The sequence below is a fragment of the Nautilia lithotrophica genome, assembly GCF_054656815.1.
Window position 1 is genome coordinate 379,219 of sequence record NZ_BAAHXN010000002.1, and the last position, 19,436, is coordinate 398,654.

The 19,436-nt window shown below is 32.0% G+C and carries 21 protein-coding genes; 16 read left to right on the forward strand and 5 right to left on the reverse strand.

Annotated elements, in window-relative coordinates:
• Positions 1–29 precede the first annotated feature (29 nt).
• From hemC to ACYQ19_RS06550, 5 genes are read left to right on the forward strand one after another with little or no spacing between them, the layout of a single operon-like run.
• A complete protein-coding gene (hemC, locus tag ACYQ19_RS06530) occupies positions 30–905 on the forward strand; it encodes a hydroxymethylbilane synthase (protein WP_459978626.1) in 876 nt (291 codons plus the stop codon).
• An 11-nt stretch (positions 906–916) separates the two neighbouring features.
• A complete protein-coding gene (gene hemN, locus ACYQ19_RS06535; RefSeq protein ID WP_459978627.1) occupies positions 917–2,296 on the forward strand; it encodes an oxygen-independent coproporphyrinogen III oxidase in 1,380 nt (459 codons plus the stop codon).
• A 9-nt stretch (positions 2,297–2,305) separates the two neighbouring features.
• Positions 2,306–3,004 (forward strand): hypothetical protein, encoded by a 699-nt coding sequence (locus tag ACYQ19_RS06540; protein WP_459978628.1) that lies wholly within the window; start codon positions 2,306–2,308, stop codon positions 3,002–3,004.
• Positions 3,004–3,558, forward strand: a complete 555-nt coding sequence (locus ACYQ19_RS06545) for a DJ-1 family glyoxalase III (protein WP_459978629.1) — start codon at positions 3,004–3,006, stop codon at positions 3,556–3,558. Before ACYQ19_RS06540 ends, ACYQ19_RS06545 begins: the two co-directional genes overlap by 1 nt.
• 18 nt (positions 3,559–3,576) lie before the next feature.
• Positions 3,577–3,870: a hypothetical protein gene (locus ACYQ19_RS06550; protein WP_459978630.1), complete on the forward strand. Its 294-nt coding sequence runs from the start codon at positions 3,577–3,579 to the stop codon at positions 3,868–3,870.
• Here the strand turns inward: ACYQ19_RS06550 and hypA are convergent.
• Positions 3,867–4,223 carry a hydrogenase maturation nickel metallochaperone HypA gene (gene hypA, locus ACYQ19_RS06555; protein ID WP_459978631.1) on the reverse strand — a complete coding sequence of 119 codons (357 nt, stop codon included), beginning with the start codon at positions 4,221–4,223 and terminating at the stop codon, positions 3,867–3,869. The genes ACYQ19_RS06550 and hypA overlap by 4 nt on opposite strands.
• Before the next feature lie 72 nt (positions 4,224–4,295).
• On the opposite strand from hypA, the gene ACYQ19_RS06560 reads away from it, so the two are divergent.
• The 10 genes from ACYQ19_RS06560 (at position 4,296) to ACYQ19_RS06605 (ending at position 15,546) form a co-directional block, all read left to right on the forward strand.
• On the forward strand, positions 4,296–4,916 hold the full coding sequence (locus ACYQ19_RS06560; RefSeq protein ID WP_459978632.1) for a TetR/AcrR family transcriptional regulator: 621 nt from the start codon (positions 4,296–4,298) through the stop codon (positions 4,914–4,916).
• Positions 4,900–5,766 carry an NADH-quinone oxidoreductase subunit B family protein gene (locus tag ACYQ19_RS06565; RefSeq protein WP_459978633.1) on the forward strand — a complete coding sequence of 289 codons (867 nt, stop codon included), beginning with the start codon at positions 4,900–4,902 and terminating at the stop codon, positions 5,764–5,766. Before ACYQ19_RS06560 ends, ACYQ19_RS06565 begins: the two co-directional genes overlap by 17 nt.
• Positions 5,753–6,916 (forward strand): nickel-dependent hydrogenase large subunit, encoded by a 1,164-nt coding sequence (locus tag ACYQ19_RS06570; RefSeq protein WP_459978634.1) that lies wholly within the window; start codon positions 5,753–5,755, stop codon positions 6,914–6,916. The genes ACYQ19_RS06565 and ACYQ19_RS06570 overlap by 14 nt, the downstream gene beginning before the upstream one ends.
• A gap of 94 nt (positions 6,917–7,010) precedes the next feature.
• A complete protein-coding gene (locus ACYQ19_RS06575; protein WP_459978635.1) occupies positions 7,011–8,144 on the forward strand; it encodes a hydrogenase small subunit in 1,134 nt (377 codons plus the stop codon).
• A 3-nt stretch (positions 8,145–8,147) separates the two neighbouring features.
• Entirely contained in the window at positions 8,148–9,887 is a 1,740-nt protein-coding gene (locus ACYQ19_RS06580; RefSeq protein WP_459978636.1) for a nickel-dependent hydrogenase large subunit, read from the forward strand.
• Positions 9,888–9,897: 10 nt separating this feature from the next.
• Positions 9,898–10,590: a Ni/Fe-hydrogenase, b-type cytochrome subunit gene (cybH, locus tag ACYQ19_RS06585; protein ID WP_459978637.1), complete on the forward strand. Its 693-nt coding sequence runs from the start codon at positions 9,898–9,900 to the stop codon at positions 10,588–10,590.
• 110 nt (positions 10,591–10,700) lie between these two features.
• A complete protein-coding gene (locus ACYQ19_RS06590) occupies positions 10,701–11,279 on the forward strand; it encodes a HyaD/HybD family hydrogenase maturation endopeptidase (RefSeq protein WP_459978638.1) in 579 nt (192 codons plus the stop codon).
• Positions 11,280–11,359: 80 nt separating this feature from the next.
• Complete coding sequence (locus ACYQ19_RS06595; protein WP_459978639.1) at positions 11,360–13,096, forward strand: hypothetical protein; 1,737 nt, start codon at positions 11,360–11,362, stop codon at positions 13,094–13,096.
• Between the two features lie 120 nt (positions 13,097–13,216).
• Positions 13,217–14,860, forward strand: a complete 1,644-nt coding sequence (gene hypF / locus ACYQ19_RS06600) for a carbamoyltransferase HypF (RefSeq protein ID WP_459978640.1) — start codon at positions 13,217–13,219, stop codon at positions 14,858–14,860.
• A complete protein-coding gene (locus ACYQ19_RS06605; protein WP_459978641.1) occupies positions 14,842–15,546 on the forward strand; it encodes a Kae1-like domain-containing protein in 705 nt (234 codons plus the stop codon). Before hypF ends, ACYQ19_RS06605 begins: the two co-directional genes overlap by 19 nt.
• Here the strand turns inward: ACYQ19_RS06605 and ACYQ19_RS06610 are convergent.
• The gene (locus ACYQ19_RS06610; protein WP_459978642.1) at positions 15,543–16,100 is read right to left on the reverse strand and encodes a rhodanese-like domain-containing protein; all 558 of its coding nucleotides are present in this window, start codon (positions 16,098–16,100) and stop codon (positions 15,543–15,545) included. The genes ACYQ19_RS06605 and ACYQ19_RS06610 overlap by 4 nt on opposite strands.
• A 79-nt stretch (positions 16,101–16,179) precedes the next feature.
• Here ACYQ19_RS06610 and ACYQ19_RS06615 point away from each other — a divergent pair, with 79 nt between their 5' ends.
• Positions 16,180–16,821, forward strand: coding sequence for a Crp/Fnr family transcriptional regulator (locus tag ACYQ19_RS06615; protein ID WP_459978643.1), 642 nt, complete (start codon positions 16,180–16,182; stop codon positions 16,819–16,821).
• Here the strand turns inward: ACYQ19_RS06615 and ACYQ19_RS06620 are convergent.
• The 3 genes from ACYQ19_RS06620 to ACYQ19_RS06630 are packed head-to-tail and all read right to left on the reverse strand — an operon-like array spanning position 16,789 to position 19,402.
• Positions 16,789–17,652: a DMT family transporter gene (locus ACYQ19_RS06620; protein WP_459978644.1), complete on the reverse strand. Its 864-nt coding sequence runs from the start codon at positions 17,650–17,652 to the stop codon at positions 16,789–16,791. The genes ACYQ19_RS06615 and ACYQ19_RS06620 overlap by 33 nt on opposite strands.
• A complete protein-coding gene (locus ACYQ19_RS06625) occupies positions 17,649–18,605 on the reverse strand; it encodes an amino acid ABC transporter permease (RefSeq protein WP_459978645.1) in 957 nt (318 codons plus the stop codon). Before ACYQ19_RS06625 ends, ACYQ19_RS06620 begins: the two co-directional genes overlap by 4 nt.
• A complete protein-coding gene (locus ACYQ19_RS06630; RefSeq protein WP_459978646.1) occupies positions 18,602–19,402 on the reverse strand; it encodes a transporter substrate-binding domain-containing protein in 801 nt (266 codons plus the stop codon). The genes ACYQ19_RS06625 and ACYQ19_RS06630 overlap by 4 nt, the downstream gene beginning before the upstream one ends.
• Positions 19,403–19,436: the final 34 nt, after the last annotated feature.

Consider the following 19,436-nt stretch of genomic DNA (forward strand, 5'->3'; position numbering starts at 1 on the left):
TCCAAAAACATAAATTATAAAGGGAGAAAATGAAATTAACAATTGCAACAAGAGGTAGTAAACTTGCTTTATGGCAGGCTGAATGGGTAAAAGAAAGACTTCAAAAATTAGGCCATGAAATAGATTTAAAAATTGTAACAACTACAGGTGATAAAATATTAGATAAACCACTTGCCGAAATAGGCGGTAAAGGACTTTTTATTAAAGAAGTTGAAGAAGCTCTTTTAAGAGGAGAAGCTCAAATAGCCGTGCATTCTCTTAAAGATTTTCCGACTCAATACGAAACAGATCATTTCACACTTGCGGCGATTCCTAAAAGGGAAGCTGTTGAAGATGTGTTTTTAAGCGAAACTTTTGAAAGTCTTGCAGAACTTCCGCACAATGCGGTTGTTGGGACTAGTTCTATAAGACGTGCTATGCAGCTTAAAGCATTTAGGGATGATTTGATTATTACGGACCTTAGAGGTAATGTAGATACGAGAATAAATAAGCTTAAAGAAGGGAAATATGACGCAATCATCCTTGCTCATGCAGGCGTTAAAAGACTTGGACTTCTTAAAAGTGTGAAATATTTTGAAATTCTTGATACCGATATTATGATTCCTGCAATGGGGCAGGGTGCACTTGGGATTGAGACTATAAACGATGAAAAAGTGATCGAGGCAGTTAAACCTCTAAATGATATTAGAACGCAGATATGCGTAACAATTGAGAGAGATTTTGTTGATACTTTAAATCTTGGATGTCATGCACCTGTAGGCGTGTATGCAAAAATAATGGCTGACGATTCCATTAAAATTAAAGCGGCACTTCTTAAAAATGACAAAATGATTAAAAAAGAAGTGGTGATTGCATTTGACGAGTGGGAAAACGCAGGTAAAGAATTTGCAAAAGAATTTATGTAATTGGAGTAAAAATGCAAAACAACAAATTTCAAAATGAAAAAATAGATTTTAAAAAACTGAGTAAATTTTCAAGACACGCACCAAGATATACAAGTTATCCGACTGCGGTTGAATTTAAAGAACTTAGTGAAAGCGATATTCTTCCTTTTCTAAAAAACGACAAACCATTAAGTCTTTATTTTCATCTTCCGTTTTGTAAAAGTGCATGTTATTTTTGCGGATGTAATGTAATTTACACATCAAAAGCGGATAAAAGAACAAAATATATAGAATATCTTGAAAAAGAACTTGAAACGCTAAGTAAACATTTAGATACAAACAGACTCGTCAGACAGGTTCATTTTGGAGGAGGAACTCCTACGTTTTTTACACCGGAAGAACTTGCGGAGGTTTATGCACTTATTAAAAAACATTTTAAAAATTATGAAGAAGACGCTGAAATAAGTGTGGAAATCGATCCGAGATTCTTTTCACGCGAACATATGGATGTTATGAAGGAATTCGGGGTAAATAGAATAAGTTTCGGCGTTCAGGACTTTAATGAAGAAACCCAAAAAGCGGTAAACAGAATTCAGCCGTTTGACTTGACAAAAGAAGCGGTTGACATTGCAAGGGAAGCGGGGATCAATTCTATAAATATAGACCTTATATACGGGCTTCCTTATCAGTCACTCGAGACGTTTAAAAAAACACTTGATTTGGTTTTAAAATTAAATCCTGACAGACTTGCGGTATTTAACTACGCTCATGTTCCTTGGATGAAAAAAGGAATGAGGAAAATCGACGAAACGACTCTTCCGACTCCTGAAGAAAAACTTAAAATTTTTAAATATGTAATCGATTTCTTTGAAAGTAACGGATATATAATGGTAGGGATGGATCATTTTGCAAAACCTGAAGATGAGCTTTTCAAGGCAATTGCAAAAGGTGAGCTTCACAGAAACTTCCAGGGTTATACGACAAAAGGTGGTGCCGATTTAATTGGTGTAGGACTTACATCTATCGGTGAGACTGAAGATGTTTATATGCAAAACTATAAAGATTTAAAAAATTATGAAAGAGCCGTAGATGAAGGTAAAATACCTGTTTTCAGAGGTGTGATTTTAAATGAAGAGGATAAGATAAGAAAATATATAATCATGGAAATGATGGCTAATTTCAGTTTTGACATTAAAAGGTTTGAAGATAAATTCGGAATAAACTTTTTTGAAAAATTTAAAGAAGAAGTGAAAGAGCTTCAGGAATTTGTAGATGAAGGTCTTGTTGAAATTACGCCTGAGAAAATAGAAGTTAATAAAACCGGAAGTTTATTAATCAGAAACATTGTTCTTCCGTTTGATGAATATTTCAAAAAAATGGCTAATCAAAAAGTGTTTTCAAAATCAGTTTAAGGAAATAAAATGATAATTTCAATAGGTAACCTGCCTTTAAAAGAAATAGATGCGGATGTGTTTTTACACCCGGTAAAATATAAAGAAAGCATAACATACGAACCTATGGCCGAAGAAGCTGTAATTGCACTTATATCAAAACATTTTACTTATGATAAAGTGCCGGAAAAGATAAAAGATTATTTTGATGAAATGGATGACGGATACCTTTTTGGAGAAAGTAATTTTGACGAATTTGACCTCGAACAACTCAAAAAAGGTAAAATTATTGTAGGAAAAGATATCCTTCTTCATCCAAAAATTGAAAATATTAAAAAATTTTTATGTATTTTAAGAGATTTCGGGGGATTTGAAATAGAAGGGATTGACCTTCCAATCTTTTTTGAACCGAGTGATCCTATTTTGGAAGAGATTGTTGAAGTTGAAAAAAGTTATGAAATAGAACTTGACGAAATTGACGAACTTGATACGTTTGATGGAAGCGTTGTGTATTGCTGCAGTGACAGATTTGTTGTAAAAGAAGATGAAATTTTAGCTTCTCAGCAATTTGTAATAGCAAATAAAATAAAAAGCTCGGAAATTTTAGTGGATGGTGAAATTAAAAAACTTCATAAATTAAAAGATTTAAAAGGAACGTTTGGTATAATATTAAAAGATACCGATGATTATCCTTTTAAAAGGGTGACAATTCAAAATAAGGAGGGATAATGGCTGTAAATGTATGCGTTCCTTTGGCAAACGGATTTGAAGAGATAGAGGCTATGAGTTTAATTGACGTAATGAGAAGAGGAGGGCTTAACGTAATTGTTGCAGGTGTCGGTGGTGATGTTATTTATGGCGCTCATAATATAAGAGTTATTCCTGATACAAAAATAGAGCTTGTTAATGCAGATGATCTTGATTTAGTAGTGCTTCCAGGAGGGCTTCCTGGTGCAATTAATCTTGCAGAAGATGAAGCTACACAAAATCTTCTTAAAGAAATGGATAAAAAAGGCAAATACGTTGGTGCGATTTGCGCAGCGCCTTATGCTCTTGAAAAAGCTGGTGTGCTTAAAGACAACTATACAGCATATCCTGGATGGGAAGGAAATATAAGAAAAGAAGGATATGTCAGTGATGCAAAAGTTGTTGAAGATAAAAACGTATTAACATCAAAAGGTCCTGGGACGGCTATATGTTTCGGACTTGAAATTGTTAGAAAATTTGCAGGGGAAGAAGTATATAATCAATTAAAAGTGGGACTTTTAGCAGATTTTTGTTAACTATTTAAAGGAGGGGAAATGAGAGGGCTTGAGGCACTTGATTTTTTTCTTGAAAATTGGAATTCGAAAATGAGGGAGTTTGAAGATTTTTGCGAATTTGACGCCATGGTTGAATATCATTTCGGAAATGAAACCAAAGTATATAATTCACCCGTAATTGTGGAAAAGTTTTTTGAAAGAAAAATTATATTTAACGAGATTGCCGATATTAACGAATTTTTACCTGAAGAGGTTGAGTTTGATCCCCAAAGTGGAAATTTGTATATAAAAAGAAATCTTTTTGAAATTAAAATAGCTCCTAGAATTTTCTAGGAGTCGTCTTCCGTTTCTAATTCCATACTCATAAGATACATGTCTTCTCCGTCGATTATTTTAATATGCGGAGAATTGCAGTGCGGACATAAATATTCGTCTTTTTGAAGTTCGCTTGTTTTACCGCAGTCTTTACATTCTACTACTACAGGTTGAATATGCATAATAAATTCCGCATTTTCACACATTGTTCCTTCTTTGAAAGTATCAAATGCAGTTTTAAGAAGATCTGGTTCAACCCCACTTAAAACACCAATTTTAATTTCAAGTTTTGTTACAAATTTAGCGTTATGCTTTTTTGCATTTTCTTCTGCCAATTGTAATAAAGAATCTACGATTGAATATTCATGCATGGAAAATCCTTTAATTTTTGTAAAAAAATTGTTATTTTTTATAATAAAAAGTTATCGAAAAACGATATATCTATGAAATTATATTATAATAATAGAAAAAAAGGCGTAAAAGTGAGTAAAGAAGAAAAAAAAGAATTAATAATGAAAACAGCTCTAAATCTTTTTGCAAAGCAAGGGTTTTATAATACAACTATTGCCGATATTGCAAAAGAAATGGGTATGAGCGTTGGTAATATGTATAACTATTTTCCTTCTAAAGAATCACTTGCAAAAGAACTTTTAATATACACTTCTAAAAAATTTGGAGATGAAATAAGAAAAATAAATGAAATGGATATTACCAGTAAAGAAAAAATAAAAAAGATAGTTGAATTATATTTCAATATGGCTTTAAATGAACCGGAACTTGTAGATTATTTTATGAGAGTTTATCTTTCAAATAAAGAGATTTTCGCAAACGGATGCGAAGGAATGCTTTGTGTATCGGCATTTGTTACTGAAATTATGATTTTCTTTGAAGAAGGTGTAAGAAAAAAAGAACTTAAAAATCAGGATTTTTTCGCTGCTTTTGGTCTATTTATGGGATATGTTGGGGGGCTTGCTTTTTTAAATAAAGAAGGTATTTTATCAAAGCCTCTACTTGAATATGTAGAACCAGTAAGCGAGAATATTTACAATGCACTCAAAGCTTAATGTAATATGGATAGATGCGGTTACATGTTATGGATGCACTCATTCTTTTTTAAATTATAAAGAAATTTCATCTCTTTTTGAAAAAGTAAATTTTTTATATCATCCTCTTTTTCTTTCCGACAATCTTGAAATAAAACAATGCGATTTATTAATCATAGAAGGCGCTTTAAAAAACAATTATCCAAGGCTTGGTTTTTCTTTAAATGAACTTATTTCAAAACTTTTTTTTAAAGCCAAAAGAGTTCTAGCGCTTGGAACCTGTTCTGTATATGGTGGAATTTTTGGCGAAGGATTGATGTTTAATAAAGAACAAAAGGGGCATTATTATAAATGCAGGGATAAAATAATCAATCTTCCCGGTTGTCCTCCTCATCCTGACTGGATAGCGTTTATTCTTGATATGGTAAGTGAAAACAGGAGAATAGCACTGGATGAATTAAATAGGCCCAAAGATATATATGCATATACGTCTCATATGGGATGCACCAGAAACGAATATTTTGAATGGAAAATTGATGCGGAAACTTTTGGGACTAAAGAGGGTTGTCTTTTTTATTATCAGGGTTGCCAAGGGCCATTTACGCATAGCAGCTGTAATAAGGTGTTATGGAATGAAGTAAGCTCAAAACCAAGAGCCGGAACGCCATGTTTTGGGTGCACAGAAGCCAATTTCCCTAAAAACGAGCTTTTCAAAACCGATACGTTTATGGGTATTCCAGCCAATATTCCACTTGGTGTCAGTAAAAGAGCATATTTAACGTTAAGTGGAATAGCCAAAAGTTTGAATAATGAAAGACTTTCTACACAATTAATTGAATATAAATGTGAGGATCAAGATGAAAATAAATAAAAAAATAATTAATAAAATCGAGGGTGAGGCGACATTAAAAATACACGGCGATAAAAAAATTGAATTTGCAGAAATAGAATTTTGGCAGTTTCATGGTATAGAAGAATATTTAAAAGGTCGTCATTTTATGGATGCCCTTGTTATAAATCCAAGAGTATGTGGAATATGTGGACATTCTCATTTATATGCAACTGTAAAAGTCATTGAAAAAGTATTTAATGCCAAAATTTCTAAAAAAGCTGAAATTTTCAGAGAAGTTACTACACTTTTAGAAATCGTAGAAAATCATATAAAATGGTTTTATATTACAATATATCCGACACAGATAAAAGATAAAGAATATTTATTTAAAGCGGTAAAATTTTCTTCAAAAATATCTAAAGCTATAGCAATATTAGCAGGTCAGTTTCCACATAATTCATATATGGTGCCAGGCGGGGTAACTTGTGATCCTACATATATGGAAATAATGAGATTAAAAGATTTGATTAAAGAGATAAAAGAAGAATATATAAAAGAGATTATGGATGAGAATTTACAATCTGAAGATCTGAAAAATTTTTTTGAAAATCTTCCAAAAGATATAGGAAAAAGTTTAAATAGGTTTTTAGTGTTAGGTGAATCAAATATTTATAAAACAAATGGTAATTATTTAGATGTAAAAGAAGAAAGAAGTAAATCTTTAAGTAAAAATGCTCTTTATAAAGATGAATTTTATGAGGTTGGTCCTCTTGCTAGAATGATTGTAAATAATAATGATAATATAAAAAAAATTTATAATATTTATGGCGATTCAATTTATACTCGTATGTGTGCCCGGATTTATGAACCGCTGTTGTTGCTTTCTTATATTGAAAATAAACTTAATGAAATTAATTTATGTGAACCTTCGTTTATAAAACCTGAGATCAAAAATGGTAAAGCTTTGATTAGCGTAGAAGCACCAAGAGGTAGTTTAATACACGAAATTTCAATTAAAAATGAAAAAATAGAATATTATAATATTATAGTTCCTACTCAATTTAATCTTGCCTCTTCTACAAAGGATAAACCTTCTGCTGCTCAAGCCGCACTTATGGGTGAAAATGTTGAATATATCGATTCAATATTTAGATGTTTTGATATTTGTGCCGTTTGTATGTCTCATTAATGAATATTCATATAAAATTTTTTTATATCTATTGAAAAATGAACATTTATTTATGTATAATTAACACTGAGCAAATTTATTTCGGAGGGACAAAATGAATGAAGCAACTTTACAAAAAGTAAAAGAGAGAATTGAAGCTCTCAAAAAACTTCCGGGAATGGGAGAAAAAAGCGTTTCTAAAATGCTTGAAGATAGTGGATTTACAAGAAGGGATTTTCTAAAATGGTCAGCAGCAATGGCTGCAATGTTAAGCCTTCCAACATCTTTTACACCATTAATAGCTGAAGCGGCTGAAGTTAGTGATAGACTTCCTGTAATTTGGCTAAATATGGCAGAATGTACTGGATGTAGTGAAAGTTTAATCAGAAGTGATGCTCCTACAATTGATAATTTAATTTTTAATTATATCAATCTTCAATATCATGATACTATCATGGCAGCAGCTGGATGGCAAGCTGAAGAAAACCTAAAAGAAGGTATGGAAAAATTCAAAGGAAGATATATCCTTTGTGTAGAAGGTGGTATTCCAACAAATATGGATGGACAATATTTAACAATGGGACCACATGCTGAAACAGGACTTGAATTATTAAAAAGAGCTGCAAATGATGCTGCTGCGGTTATTTCTGTTGGAACTTGTTCAAGTTTCGGTGGTATCCAAGCTGCAGCACCAAATCCAACAGGGGCTAAAGGTGTATATCAAGTAATTAATAAACCAGTGATTAATGTTCCTGGATGTCCTCCAAGCGCTAAAAACATTGTTGGAACAATTCTTTATGTAATTCTTTTTGGTGCATTACCTGCTGTTGATAATTTCAATAGACCTAAATTCGCATATGGTCTTAGAATTCACGACCTTTGTGAAAGAAGAGGGCACTTTGATGCAGGAGAATTTGTAGAACAATTCGGTGATGCAGGTGCTGAAAACGGATTCTGTTTATATAAAGTAGGATGTAAAGGTCCTTATACATTTAATAACTGCTCACGTGAGAGATTTAATCAGCATACATCTTGGCCGGTTCAAGCGGGGCATGGATGTATTGGATGTAGTGAACCTGATTTCTGGGATTCAATGGCTCCGTATGAAGAACCTCTTGCAAACAAAAAATATGATTCACCGCTTGCTGATGCAACAGCTGATAGCTATGGTGTAACAATTTTAACAGTGGCTGGTGTGGCAATCGCAGCACACGCGGCACTTAGCGCAATTAAAAATCCTAAGGAGTAATAAATGGCTAAAAGAGTAGTAATCGACCCGATAACAAGAATAGAAGGTCACTTGAGAGTTGAAGTAGTAGTAGATGAAAATAATAAAATTACAAATGCATTCTCAAGTGCGACACTATGGAGAGGTATTGAAGTTATATTAAAAGGAAGAGATCCTAGAGACGCAGGATTTATGACTCAAAGAATCTGTGGGGTATGTACATATTCACACTATAAAGCTGGTATAACAGCTGTTGAAAATGCACTTGGTATTAAACCACCTCTAAATGCACTTTTAACAAGAACATTAATGGATTTTGCATTGTTTTTCCATGATCATATTGTTCATTTCTATCAATTACACGCACTTGACTGGGTTGATATTATCAGTGCACTTAAAGCTGATCCTAAAAAAGCTAGTGAAGAAGCGTTTAAATATGTTCCAAAAGGATACAATCCGATTGCAACTGGTGAAGACGAACTAAGAGAAGTTCAAAAAAGAGTTGCTAAATTTGCTGAAAAAGGTGATTTAGGCCCATTCAAAAATGGATATTGGGGTCATAAAACTATGAAGTTTACACCTGAGCAAAACTTAATTGCTCTAAGCCATTATTTAAAAACTCTTGAAATGCAAAGAATTGCAGCTCAAATGATGGCAATTTTCGGTGGTAAAAATCCACATCCACAAAGCTTAACAGTTGGTGGTGTAACTTGTGTTATGGATTTAAAAGATCCTGCAAGATTAGGTGAATATCTAACTAAATTCCAAGAACTTGCTGATTATGTAAACAGAGCATACTATGCAGATATCGTAATGGCAGCAAGTGCTTATGGTAAAGAACCAAGCGTAGTTCAAAAAACAAATTTAGGCAATTTCCTAACATATAAAACTATGCAAACAGGACCAAATTCTTGGTTATTCGATGCTTGTGGTTATATTAAAAATCATGATTTAACTAAATTCTATGAAATTGATGAGAGTAAAATTACTGAAGAAGCAACACATGCTTGGTATAAAAACCTTGATACACCTACTCATCCTTATGATGAAACAACTGAACCAGAATATACAGGTTATGTTGATGGTGAAAGTGTTGATGGACAAGGAAATATTGTAAAAGCAAAAGTTGTTAATGAAAAAGGTAAATATTCTTGGATTAAATCGCCAAGATATAATGAAGAACCAATGGAAGTTGGACCACTTGCATGTATGGTAGTTAACTATGCGGCAGGAAATAAAAAAGTTCAAAAAGTTGTAAATGATTTCTTAGCTCAAACAGGACTTCCTGCAGAAGCACTATTTACAGTTCTTGGAAGAACTGCGGCTAGAATGCTTCAAACTAAAACTATTGCAGATTATGGATTAGAAGCATTTAATAATCTTGTAGAAAATCTTAAAAAAGATGATTCTACAGTTGCACCTTATGTAATTGATGAAACAAAAGAATATAAAGGTAGATTTATCGGTGATGTTCCAAGAGGAATGCTAAGTCACTGGTGTAGAATCAAAAACGGAAAAATTGAAAACTGGCAAGCAGTTGTTCCATCAACTTGGAATGCTGGACCAGAAGATGGTAGAGGTAAAAAAGGTGCTTATGAAGCAAACCTAATCGGTATGACTTTAGCAGATCCTGCTAAACCTTTAGAAGTAATTAGAAGTATTCATTCATATGACCCATGTATTGCATGTGCGGTTCACGTAATGGACGTAAAAGGTAAAAAATTAGGTGAGTTTAAAGTAGATCCGCTATATGGCGCATGTTAAGGAGTGAACCATGAAATTTTTAAAACCAATGGGAGAATATCTGGGAGGAATTGAGTTTTCTGCCGGATACAGATGGCAGCACTGGATAAGGGCAATAGCAATTTTTGCCCTTATTGCAACAGGATTTTACATTGCTAATCCTTTTATTACATATGCAAATGTGTCACCTGAACCTACAAGATTTTTACAGGCATATTTAAGAGAATGGCACATTATTTTCGGTTTTGCAATGATTGGTGCCGTTTTATATAAAACGTTTTTCTTTTTCTTTTTTAGAGAAGGAAAATATGAAAGAGCTTCACTTAAGGATGCGTTTAATATTAAAGTGGCTCTCCAGCAAGTTGGATATTATCTATTAATTTCAAAACACCCTCACACAAAAGGTGTTTATAACCCGTTACAATTTTGGGCTTATAGTATGCTTTATGTATTTTTCTATGGAATTATTTTAACAGGGCTAGCGCTTTACGCTGAAGTGTATCATAACGGACTTGGTGCGTTTTTCTATCCGTTAGCTAAATCTGTTGAAACATTCTTTGGAGGATTAGCATACGTAAGAATTTGGCACCATATATTTATGTGGGCAATTATCGTTGTTGTATTTATCCACATTTATATGGCTGTATATAATGCAGTGTTTGGTAAAAATGGTGGTATGGATGCAATCTTCTCAGGAATGAAATGGGAAAAAGAAGACCACTAAACCTTTTCCCCCTTGCGGGGAATAATGAAAAGTGAAAAATGAAAAGTTAAAAACTCCTTTTAATTTTTCACTTTACACTTTTCACTTTAAATTAAAAAAGAAAGGTTGTTATGAAAATATTGGTTTTAGGTATAGGGAATATTTTATTTGGAGATGAGGGTATAGGTGTTCATCTTGCAAATTTTATTGATGAAAAATATGACTTCATTGGCCCTCATCAGGTTGATATAATTGATGGCGGGACACTTGCTCAAAGATTAATACCGATTATTACAGATTATGATAAAGTTTTTATTTTTGACTGCGTTGACGTTGATGAAGCAAATATCGGCGATGTTTATTTTTTTGATTTCAGGGACGTGCCTGAGTGCGTGAGTTGGCAGGGGAGCGCACATGAAGTTGAAATGCTTCAAACACTACAAATGATTGAAATGATGGGAGATTTACCTGAAACCAAAATTATAGGCGTTGTTCCATATGTAATAGGTGAAGACACTACGTTTAGTATAACGCCTGAAGTTCAAAAAGCAGCAGAACTTATGGAAAGAATATTAATTACCGAAATAAAAAAACTCGGAGTAGAACCTGTAGTTAAAAATGACAAGGTTACACTTACTCAGATTGCAAAAGAATCGTATAAAAGAGGTGTTCCTGAAGAGTCCTTAAGAGGTTTTGAAAGTAAAAATTAATATAGTAATTTTAATTATTAATTGACTAAATAAAACATACATAATATACTAATAATATTAATTTATAAAAAAGGGAAAATATGGTATTAAAATTTATTTTTGAATTAGATAGTAATAACGGGATAATTGAAAAAATTCTTTTAAGAGTGGCCAAAAGGCTTAATGTAAGAATGGGACTTAGCAGAGATTTAAAAAATTTATATGCTTTTGTTGATGGAAATGAAGAAGATATTGATAATTTTTCAAGAGAACTTTCACGTGAATTACCTCTTAGTATATTTTTAAAATCATTAAATGCAGAAGTTGTTGAAGAATTTAATGATGATTTAGTTAAGGATTTTCCTGAAATAAATGTGCCTCCGTGTCCTAAATGTCTGAGTGAAGTAAAAGATCCTGAAAACGAAAATTATTATAATCCTTTTCATCATTGTGAAGTATGCGGTTATAAAAATGCAGAATTGAGAATTGAGAATGGAGAATTAAATTATAAAAATATATTTGAAAATTTAGCAAGTAAACTAAAAAATGAAGGTAGTATTTACATTCAGACAATGAACGGTAAATTTGAAGTATCAACGAATCTTGAAGGTGCCGAGCAGATAGTGGCAGTTGATTTGGCGGCGGTAGCTACGTATTTTATGAGTTTTGAAGGGGATGCAAAAGCGCTCGGAAGCATTGAAAAACCTCTCGTAAATCTTAAAACAAATCTTAATTTTAAAAAAGAGTTTGGACTTTCAAATCCTGCATTTTTAGTCAAACTTCCTGATTGTATGGTGCTTGAACTTTTATGCGAAGAGATTAAAAATGATATTAAATTAATTGGACTTAAAAAAAGTGAAAAAAGTGATGATTTTTCTTTTGAAGTAACAAATAAAGACGAAATCCCGATTGCCGTAGTAACAGATACAAAAAATCACGATATTTTGATTTCAAAAGGTGACAGAGGTCTTCTTCCTAAATTTGAAAAGTATCTTGGTAAAGATATTGAAATTAAATGCGGATGTTTCAAAGCTTTGTCTAAAGAAAACAAAACTATTATCACAAAAACAGAAGAATATGAAGAACCAAAAGTAAATCTTCCTTTTGCAGGATATTTTGGTGTTATGAATCAGTGGGAGTTGGAAGATAAAGTTACGATGGGATTTGCATTTTATAAAGAAAATGAAAATAAAATAATGATTAATTCCCCTAAATTCGGTCTTGTAGAATATATCGACTTTGATTTTAAATTTAAAAATTTCGAAGAAGTTTTTGCTTCTATAAAAATTATGAACGATACAGGTGAAAAATTGATAAACAATTTTTCAAATAAAGAACCGGAACTTTTCAGAAATGCAATAAATGCAAAATTAGATACTAAAAAACAAGGGATTGCATATTTATGGGGACTTATCGGAATAGTTTTAGGTTTTTCGGATAATATTGACGAAGCTTATGAAAAACTTCTAATTTACGCAAATTCGGCAATGGCAAAAAAAGGCCCGAGAATCGATTACAAAATGAAAGATAAAAATCTTGATCCTCTTTGGGCTATTAGAACAGCTATGAGTTTTAAACTTGCCGGCGTTGATAATTATCTGCTAAGTTTTGGAGTGCTTGAAAGTTTTGCTGAATTTTTAAGTAATACATACGAAACGGTTGACAAAGAGTCTCCACTTAATGGTGCTGTGATTGTTGGAGATCTTTTTGAAGGTGAATTTTTAAATAAAATCTATACAAATATTAAGAAAAATTTTCCGACTTTCACACCAAAAGCATTGCCTGTAAGTGGTGCTATAGAAGCGTTTGGAAGTGCAGTAATACTCTCAAAGAGTTAATGTCATTTTAACCTTAAAAAGGTATAATTTCAATGAAAGCAAGTTGCTTTTTTCATTTTTTCTCCTTTTTTCCTTTTTCCTCCTTTTTAATTGTTGTAAAATTTTAAAAAAGGCTCTTGGTTGAGAATTAAATATAAAATCAACGGAATAGTCCAGGGTGTTGGATTTAGACCGACCGTTTACAGAATTGCAAAACAGCTTAATTTAAAAGGTTTTGTTTTAAATTCCAGTGACGGAGTTATTATAGAAATCGAAGGTGAGAATATAAATAAATTTATTGATTCTCTTAGAAAAAATCTACCTCCTCTTGCCAGAATAGATACTATTGAAAAAGAAGTGATGCCACTAAAAAACTATCAAAATTTTGAAATTATAGAATCAAAACAAACCTCAAAAACTACATCAATTTCGCCTGATATAGCGATATGTGACGATTGTTTAAAAGAAATGTTTGATAAAAATAACAGGCGTTATCTTTTTCCATTTATAAACTGCACTAATTGTGGTCCAAGATATACTATTATAAAAGACATACCTTATGACAGAAAAAACACTTCAATGGCTAAATTTAAAATGTGTGATAAATGCTACGAAGAATATACCAATCCTCTTGATAGAAGATACCATGCCGAGCCTACCTGCTGTTTTGAGTGCGGACCCGAATTAAATGTAAAATGTAAAATGGAAAATGGAACATGGAAAGAATTGAGAATTGAGAATGGAGAATGGAGAATTAAAAAAATTGAATTGATTGCTGAAAAAATCAAAGAGGGGAAAATTGTAGCAATAAAAGGACTTGGGGGTTTTCACCTGGTATGTGACGCAACAAATGAAAAAGCCGTAAAAGAATTAAGATACAGAAAACAAAGACCTACCAAGCCGTTTGCAATGATGTTTAAAAATATTGAAACTATTAAAAAATACTGCGAATTAACTCAAAAAGATATTGATCTTATAACTTCAAAAGAAAAACCGATAACCCTTGTAAAGAAAAAAGTGGAATTAAATGGGATTGCCGATAGAATAGACAGATACGGGGTGTTTTTGCCTTATACGCCGGTGCATTATCTTTTGTTTGAATATATCGATTTTCCGATAGTTGCCACAAGTGCAAATATTTCAGACGAGCCGATTATAAGAGATAGCAATGAGTTAATTGAAAAATTAGGAAGCGTGGTTGATTATATTTTAGATAACGACAGGGATATAGTAAACGCATGTGATGACAGCGTAGTGCAGGCGGTTGGAAATGAATATATAACCATGAGGTGTTCAAGGGGATATGCTCCTTTAATGAGGAATGTAGAATGTAGAATGGAGAATGGAGAATTAAGAAGGGAGAATAAAGAAAATGAAATAAATAAAAAATTAAAAGTGAACAATGAAAAGTTGAATTATTCTAATCAGAAACTTAAAGTTGAGAATGAAAAAATAAATAATAATTCTCAATTCTCCATTCTCAATTCTCCATTGAATATATTGGGGGTGGGTGCCAATCAGAAAAACACCATTTCACTTGCGTTTAAGGATAGATTTATTCTTTCGCCCCATATAGGTGATTTGGGAACACTTGGAAGTATAGAGTATTTTGAAAGGACAATAGAAACATTTAGAAAACTCTATGATTTTAAAGAGAACATTATTATCTGCGACAAACATCCATATTATGAATCTACAAAATGGGCGATGAAACAGGATAAAAAATATATCAAATCCAACATCATTATGCCCATGCAGTATCTACTATGTTTGAATATGATTTAGATGGCAAATATCTTGCATTTATATTTGACGGCACCGGATTTGGGGATGATGGAAGTATATGGGGTGGAGAAGTGTTTATTTGCGACAGACACGAATATAAAAGAATCCATCATTTTAAGCAGTTTAAATTAATAGGTGGAGAAAAAGCCGTAAAGAACCCTTCAAATATGGCCGTTGCATTATTGAATGACGAAATTGCCAAAAATTTTAAAAATTATAAGTTAGCAAAAAACCTTTCAAATGGTTCGTTTCCTTTAACATCTTCAATGGGTAGAATATTTGACATGGTTGCGTTTTTAAGCGGTATGATTGAAAGAAATGAATGGGAAGGTGTTAGCGGACTTATGATTGAAAAATATTATAATGAGGGTATTAAAGACTATATAGATTTTGAAATAAATAAAGAGATTAATTTTTATCCTATTTTAAATTTTGCCGCTGAAAACAGAGGAAATTTTGAATTGATTTCATCAGTGTTTATTAATTCCATCGTGGAAGCAATTGTAAAAATTTCAAATATGTATGATTTGGATATTATACTCGGTGGCGGTGTTTTTCAAAACAAAACCTTGCTTTCACAAGTAATTAAAAGAGTAAATAAAAAAATATATTTCAATAAACAAATACCGATTAACGACGGGGGGATCAGTGTAGGCCAGGTGGCCTGGGGAATTTGGAATCTTTAGAACTGGTCTAAAATAATAGGTTCTTTTGGATTGTTTACAGCTTTAAGTCCTTTTGTAAATCCACCAAATTCTGTAACTTTATTAACTACACTATAACCAGTATTAAGCCATCCGTTTATTCCTCCCCTTAAAATATAGATATTTTTTTTAGGTATACCAAACCATTTGACAAGTTGTCCTCCTGCAATTACTGCTCGATGCCCAGTAGCACAAACAAATACATAAATAGATGTTGGTTTGAAAGCTCCCATTGCAGCATAAACTGGAATCTGACCTAAAGGATATTCGTCATAATCAGGCCAATCAATTTCTCCACCTTTCATTTCATCAATGCTTCTAACATCCACTATAGTGAAATCTTTATCTTCTTCCATCCATTTTTTTAAATCGTCCGGTGTAATGTAATTAATATATTTTTCGTAAGAATGACACATTTTATTTAAAGCTTCCACTTTAGGTCCCATACCTTTAATGGTATCAGCTAATTTAAAAGTATGTGCGAAAGCCAAACTTTCTACAATTACAAGTCCTAATGCAAGATGTTTAATTTTCATTGTAACCTCCTTAATTTTTATTTAACCATAATGAATTATAATTCATTAAGTATAAAAAAAATGTAAAAGATTTGACAAAATGAAAAATTGCAGAGTTTTAATTGCTTCAAAAGAGATAGAAAAACTTTTTAATAATGATTTTTTTTCAGATATACCTCACAGATTTCTAAAAAAAGATGAAATATGTTATCCTGAAACTCCAAGAATTCTTGTATTAAAAGAAGGAGAATTAAAAATTTCTTTATTTGAAGAAAATAAAGAACTTATATTATATTTTCTTCATAGAAATAATTTTTGTTTTTGTAATAATGATATGATGATTATGGCTAAAAAGGATAGTGAATTTTATTTTTTTGAATCTCATCATTTTATTGCTGTTTTTAAAAATAGTGATTTTGTCAATTTGATATTAAATAATATTAATTATAATATTGCTCTTGAAAGGGATATATTAAAATCTCTCGCATTTAAAAGTGCCAAAGAAAGGATAAGAGATTTTTTATTGGATTTAGCAAATAGCATAGGGATTAAAACAGATACAGGTATTATTATTGATATACATTGCACAATGGAGGAGACGGCGTCTTTTTTGGGTATAAGTAGACAGAGATTTTCAACGTTTATAAATGAAATGATTAATAAAAAAATAATAGAAAAAATAGAACATAAAAAAATTTTGATAAAAGATTTAAATTCTCTTAAAAATTTTTTTAAAGAGTAAATCACCGATTTCTGCTATGAGCATTGCAATTATTACAAGAACTGCACCTAAAATTTGTATAATACTTAAATGTTCTCCATAGAAATAGCCGAAAATTGCCGCACTGACTGGTTCCATAGCAAAAATAATGGCGGTTTTTGTAGGGGTGGTAAATTTTTGTGCATAAGTTTGAATGAAATAAGCAAAAATTGTTGCAAATAAAATCGTAACTATAAGAGCAATTAATACATCTGTTGAAAATGTTGTATGACCTTTTTCAAAAGGAACAAACAATAAACTTAAAATTCCTACAGCAAAAAACTGAAATGTAACTAAAGTATAAAGATTGTATTTTTTGGAATATATATCAGTATAATTAATATGAAAAGCAACAAATACCGTTGAAATAAGAGTTAAGATTTCACCTTTTCCAAATCCACCGATATCAGCTCCCGTTAAAAGGTAAATACCCAAAAAAGCAAGAATAACTCCTATAATAGCAAAAACTGAAATATGTTTTTTAAATATAAAAAAAGCGACAATCGGGGTTAAAATTACATAAAGACCGGTTATAAAAGCTACAATAGATGATGGTGAATATAAAAGCCCAAATGTTTGAAATGAAAAAACCAGAAAATTAAATATTCCTAAAATAAAAGCGGCTTTTAAAGAATCTTTATCAAAACTTATTTTTTTATAGAAAATAATAAACATTAATAAAAATGCACCAAAAAAACGTAAAAATAAAAACATAAATACCGGAATGTCCGCAATGGCATTTTGGACAAGTTTAAAAGTGACTCCCCAAAATATTGCAACAAGTAAGAGCAAAAAATCGGCGAAATTGATCAAATTCCGCCTTTTGCTTTCATTTTTTTCTCTAATTTATGACCTATGAAGCTAAGAATTGAAGTTAGCATTAAATATAACGCCGCAACAGTCAGCCACGTTTCAAAAGGTGAGAAAGTGTTTGCAACAATTTCGCGTCCCACTTTTGTAAGATCTGTAATTGAAATAATAGATACAAGTGAACTATCTTTAATTAGTGAAATAAGTTCACCAACAAGTGCCGGAAGCGCTTTTCTTAAAGCCTGAGGCAATATTATGAGCTGCATTCTTTGAGTAGATGTAAATCCCAAAGATTTAGCTGCTTCATGCTGTCCTTTGTCTATTGCTTGAATAGCTCCTCTTAAAATCTCTGCGATATATGCTCCGTAAAAAATGGATAAACTCATCACCCCTGCCCAGAATCTCGGCAAGTTGAAAATCGTGGCAACTATAAAATAAAAAATAAACAGCTGAACCAATAGAGGTGTTCCTCTGATTACCGTAACATACACGCTTCCTATGTAATCAAGCGCCGGAATGCCGCTTAGTCTCATTATGGCAATTATAAGACCGATAATAAAAGCGATAACCATTGAAATGATTGAAATTTTAATTGTAACCCATATCCCCATTATGAACGGACCAGGTTCGAGTTTGGATTTATAAGCAAACTCGTCATCCTGATATAGATAATCGCCGTTTTTGAATTCAAGTTTATAACCCGTTAAATCAAAAGTTTTTATACTTTTATCTTCACAAATTATTTCAGCGCTGTTTTGTTTTACAACTAATTTTCCGTCACATGGAGATGTAAGGGGGATTTTTTTTTCATATACGAAATACTTGGGAATCATATCCCATTTCCACGTATAATTTATTTTACTTGCAGCTTGATATAAAAACCATCCTAAAAGCACATAAAATAAAAGGGCAAAAAGCTGCCCGATCCTTTTATCTTTTATTACTGATTGTTTCATTGCACTCTTTTTAGCCAGTCAGTGCTTTGGAACCATCTTTTGTAGAATTTGTCATAAGTTCCGTCATGTTTGATTTGTCTTAGGAAATTATTTAACCAGTTAAGGAAATCAGGATCTCCATGATTAATCGCAAATCCTAAAGGTTCATAAGTTAAATCTTGTTTTAAGAAAATAAGTTTTCCTTTGCCTTTTCCTGCCATAAATAATTCATTGTAAGGTTTGTCGTAAATAAATGCGTCCGCTCTGTTATTAAGAACTTCCTGAACAGCTGCACTTTCGCTATCGAATGTTTTAATAGTAGCGTGTTTGAAAAGTTTTCTTGCCGCAATTTCACCTGTTGTTCCGAGTTTTGTAGTTATTACAATGCCTTTTTTGTCTAAATCTTTATATGATTTAACACCTGCGTGTTTTTTATTAACAAGAAGAGTTTGACCTACTAAGAAGTATGGGTTAGCAAATGTAACTTTAAGATTTCTTTGCTGAGTGATAGTCATACCTGAGATGATAATATCACATTTTCCGGTTATAAGTGCCGGAATAATACCATCCCATGCAGTTGGGACAAGTTTTAATTTTACACCCATGTCTTTTGCCATTTTTTTGGAAATGTCCACGTCAAAACCGATAATTCTTCCATGTTTGTCTCTCATTTCGAATGGAACGTAACCTGGTTCTAAACAAACTCTAAGTTCACCTTTTTGAACGATTGAATGAAGTGTTGAATTTTTCCATACATTAAAATCCGCTGCAAACAGCATTGATGCCAATGCTATAAGAGCAATAACTAGTTTTTTCATTGTTTACTCCTTTGTTTTTTTTTCATGTAATTTT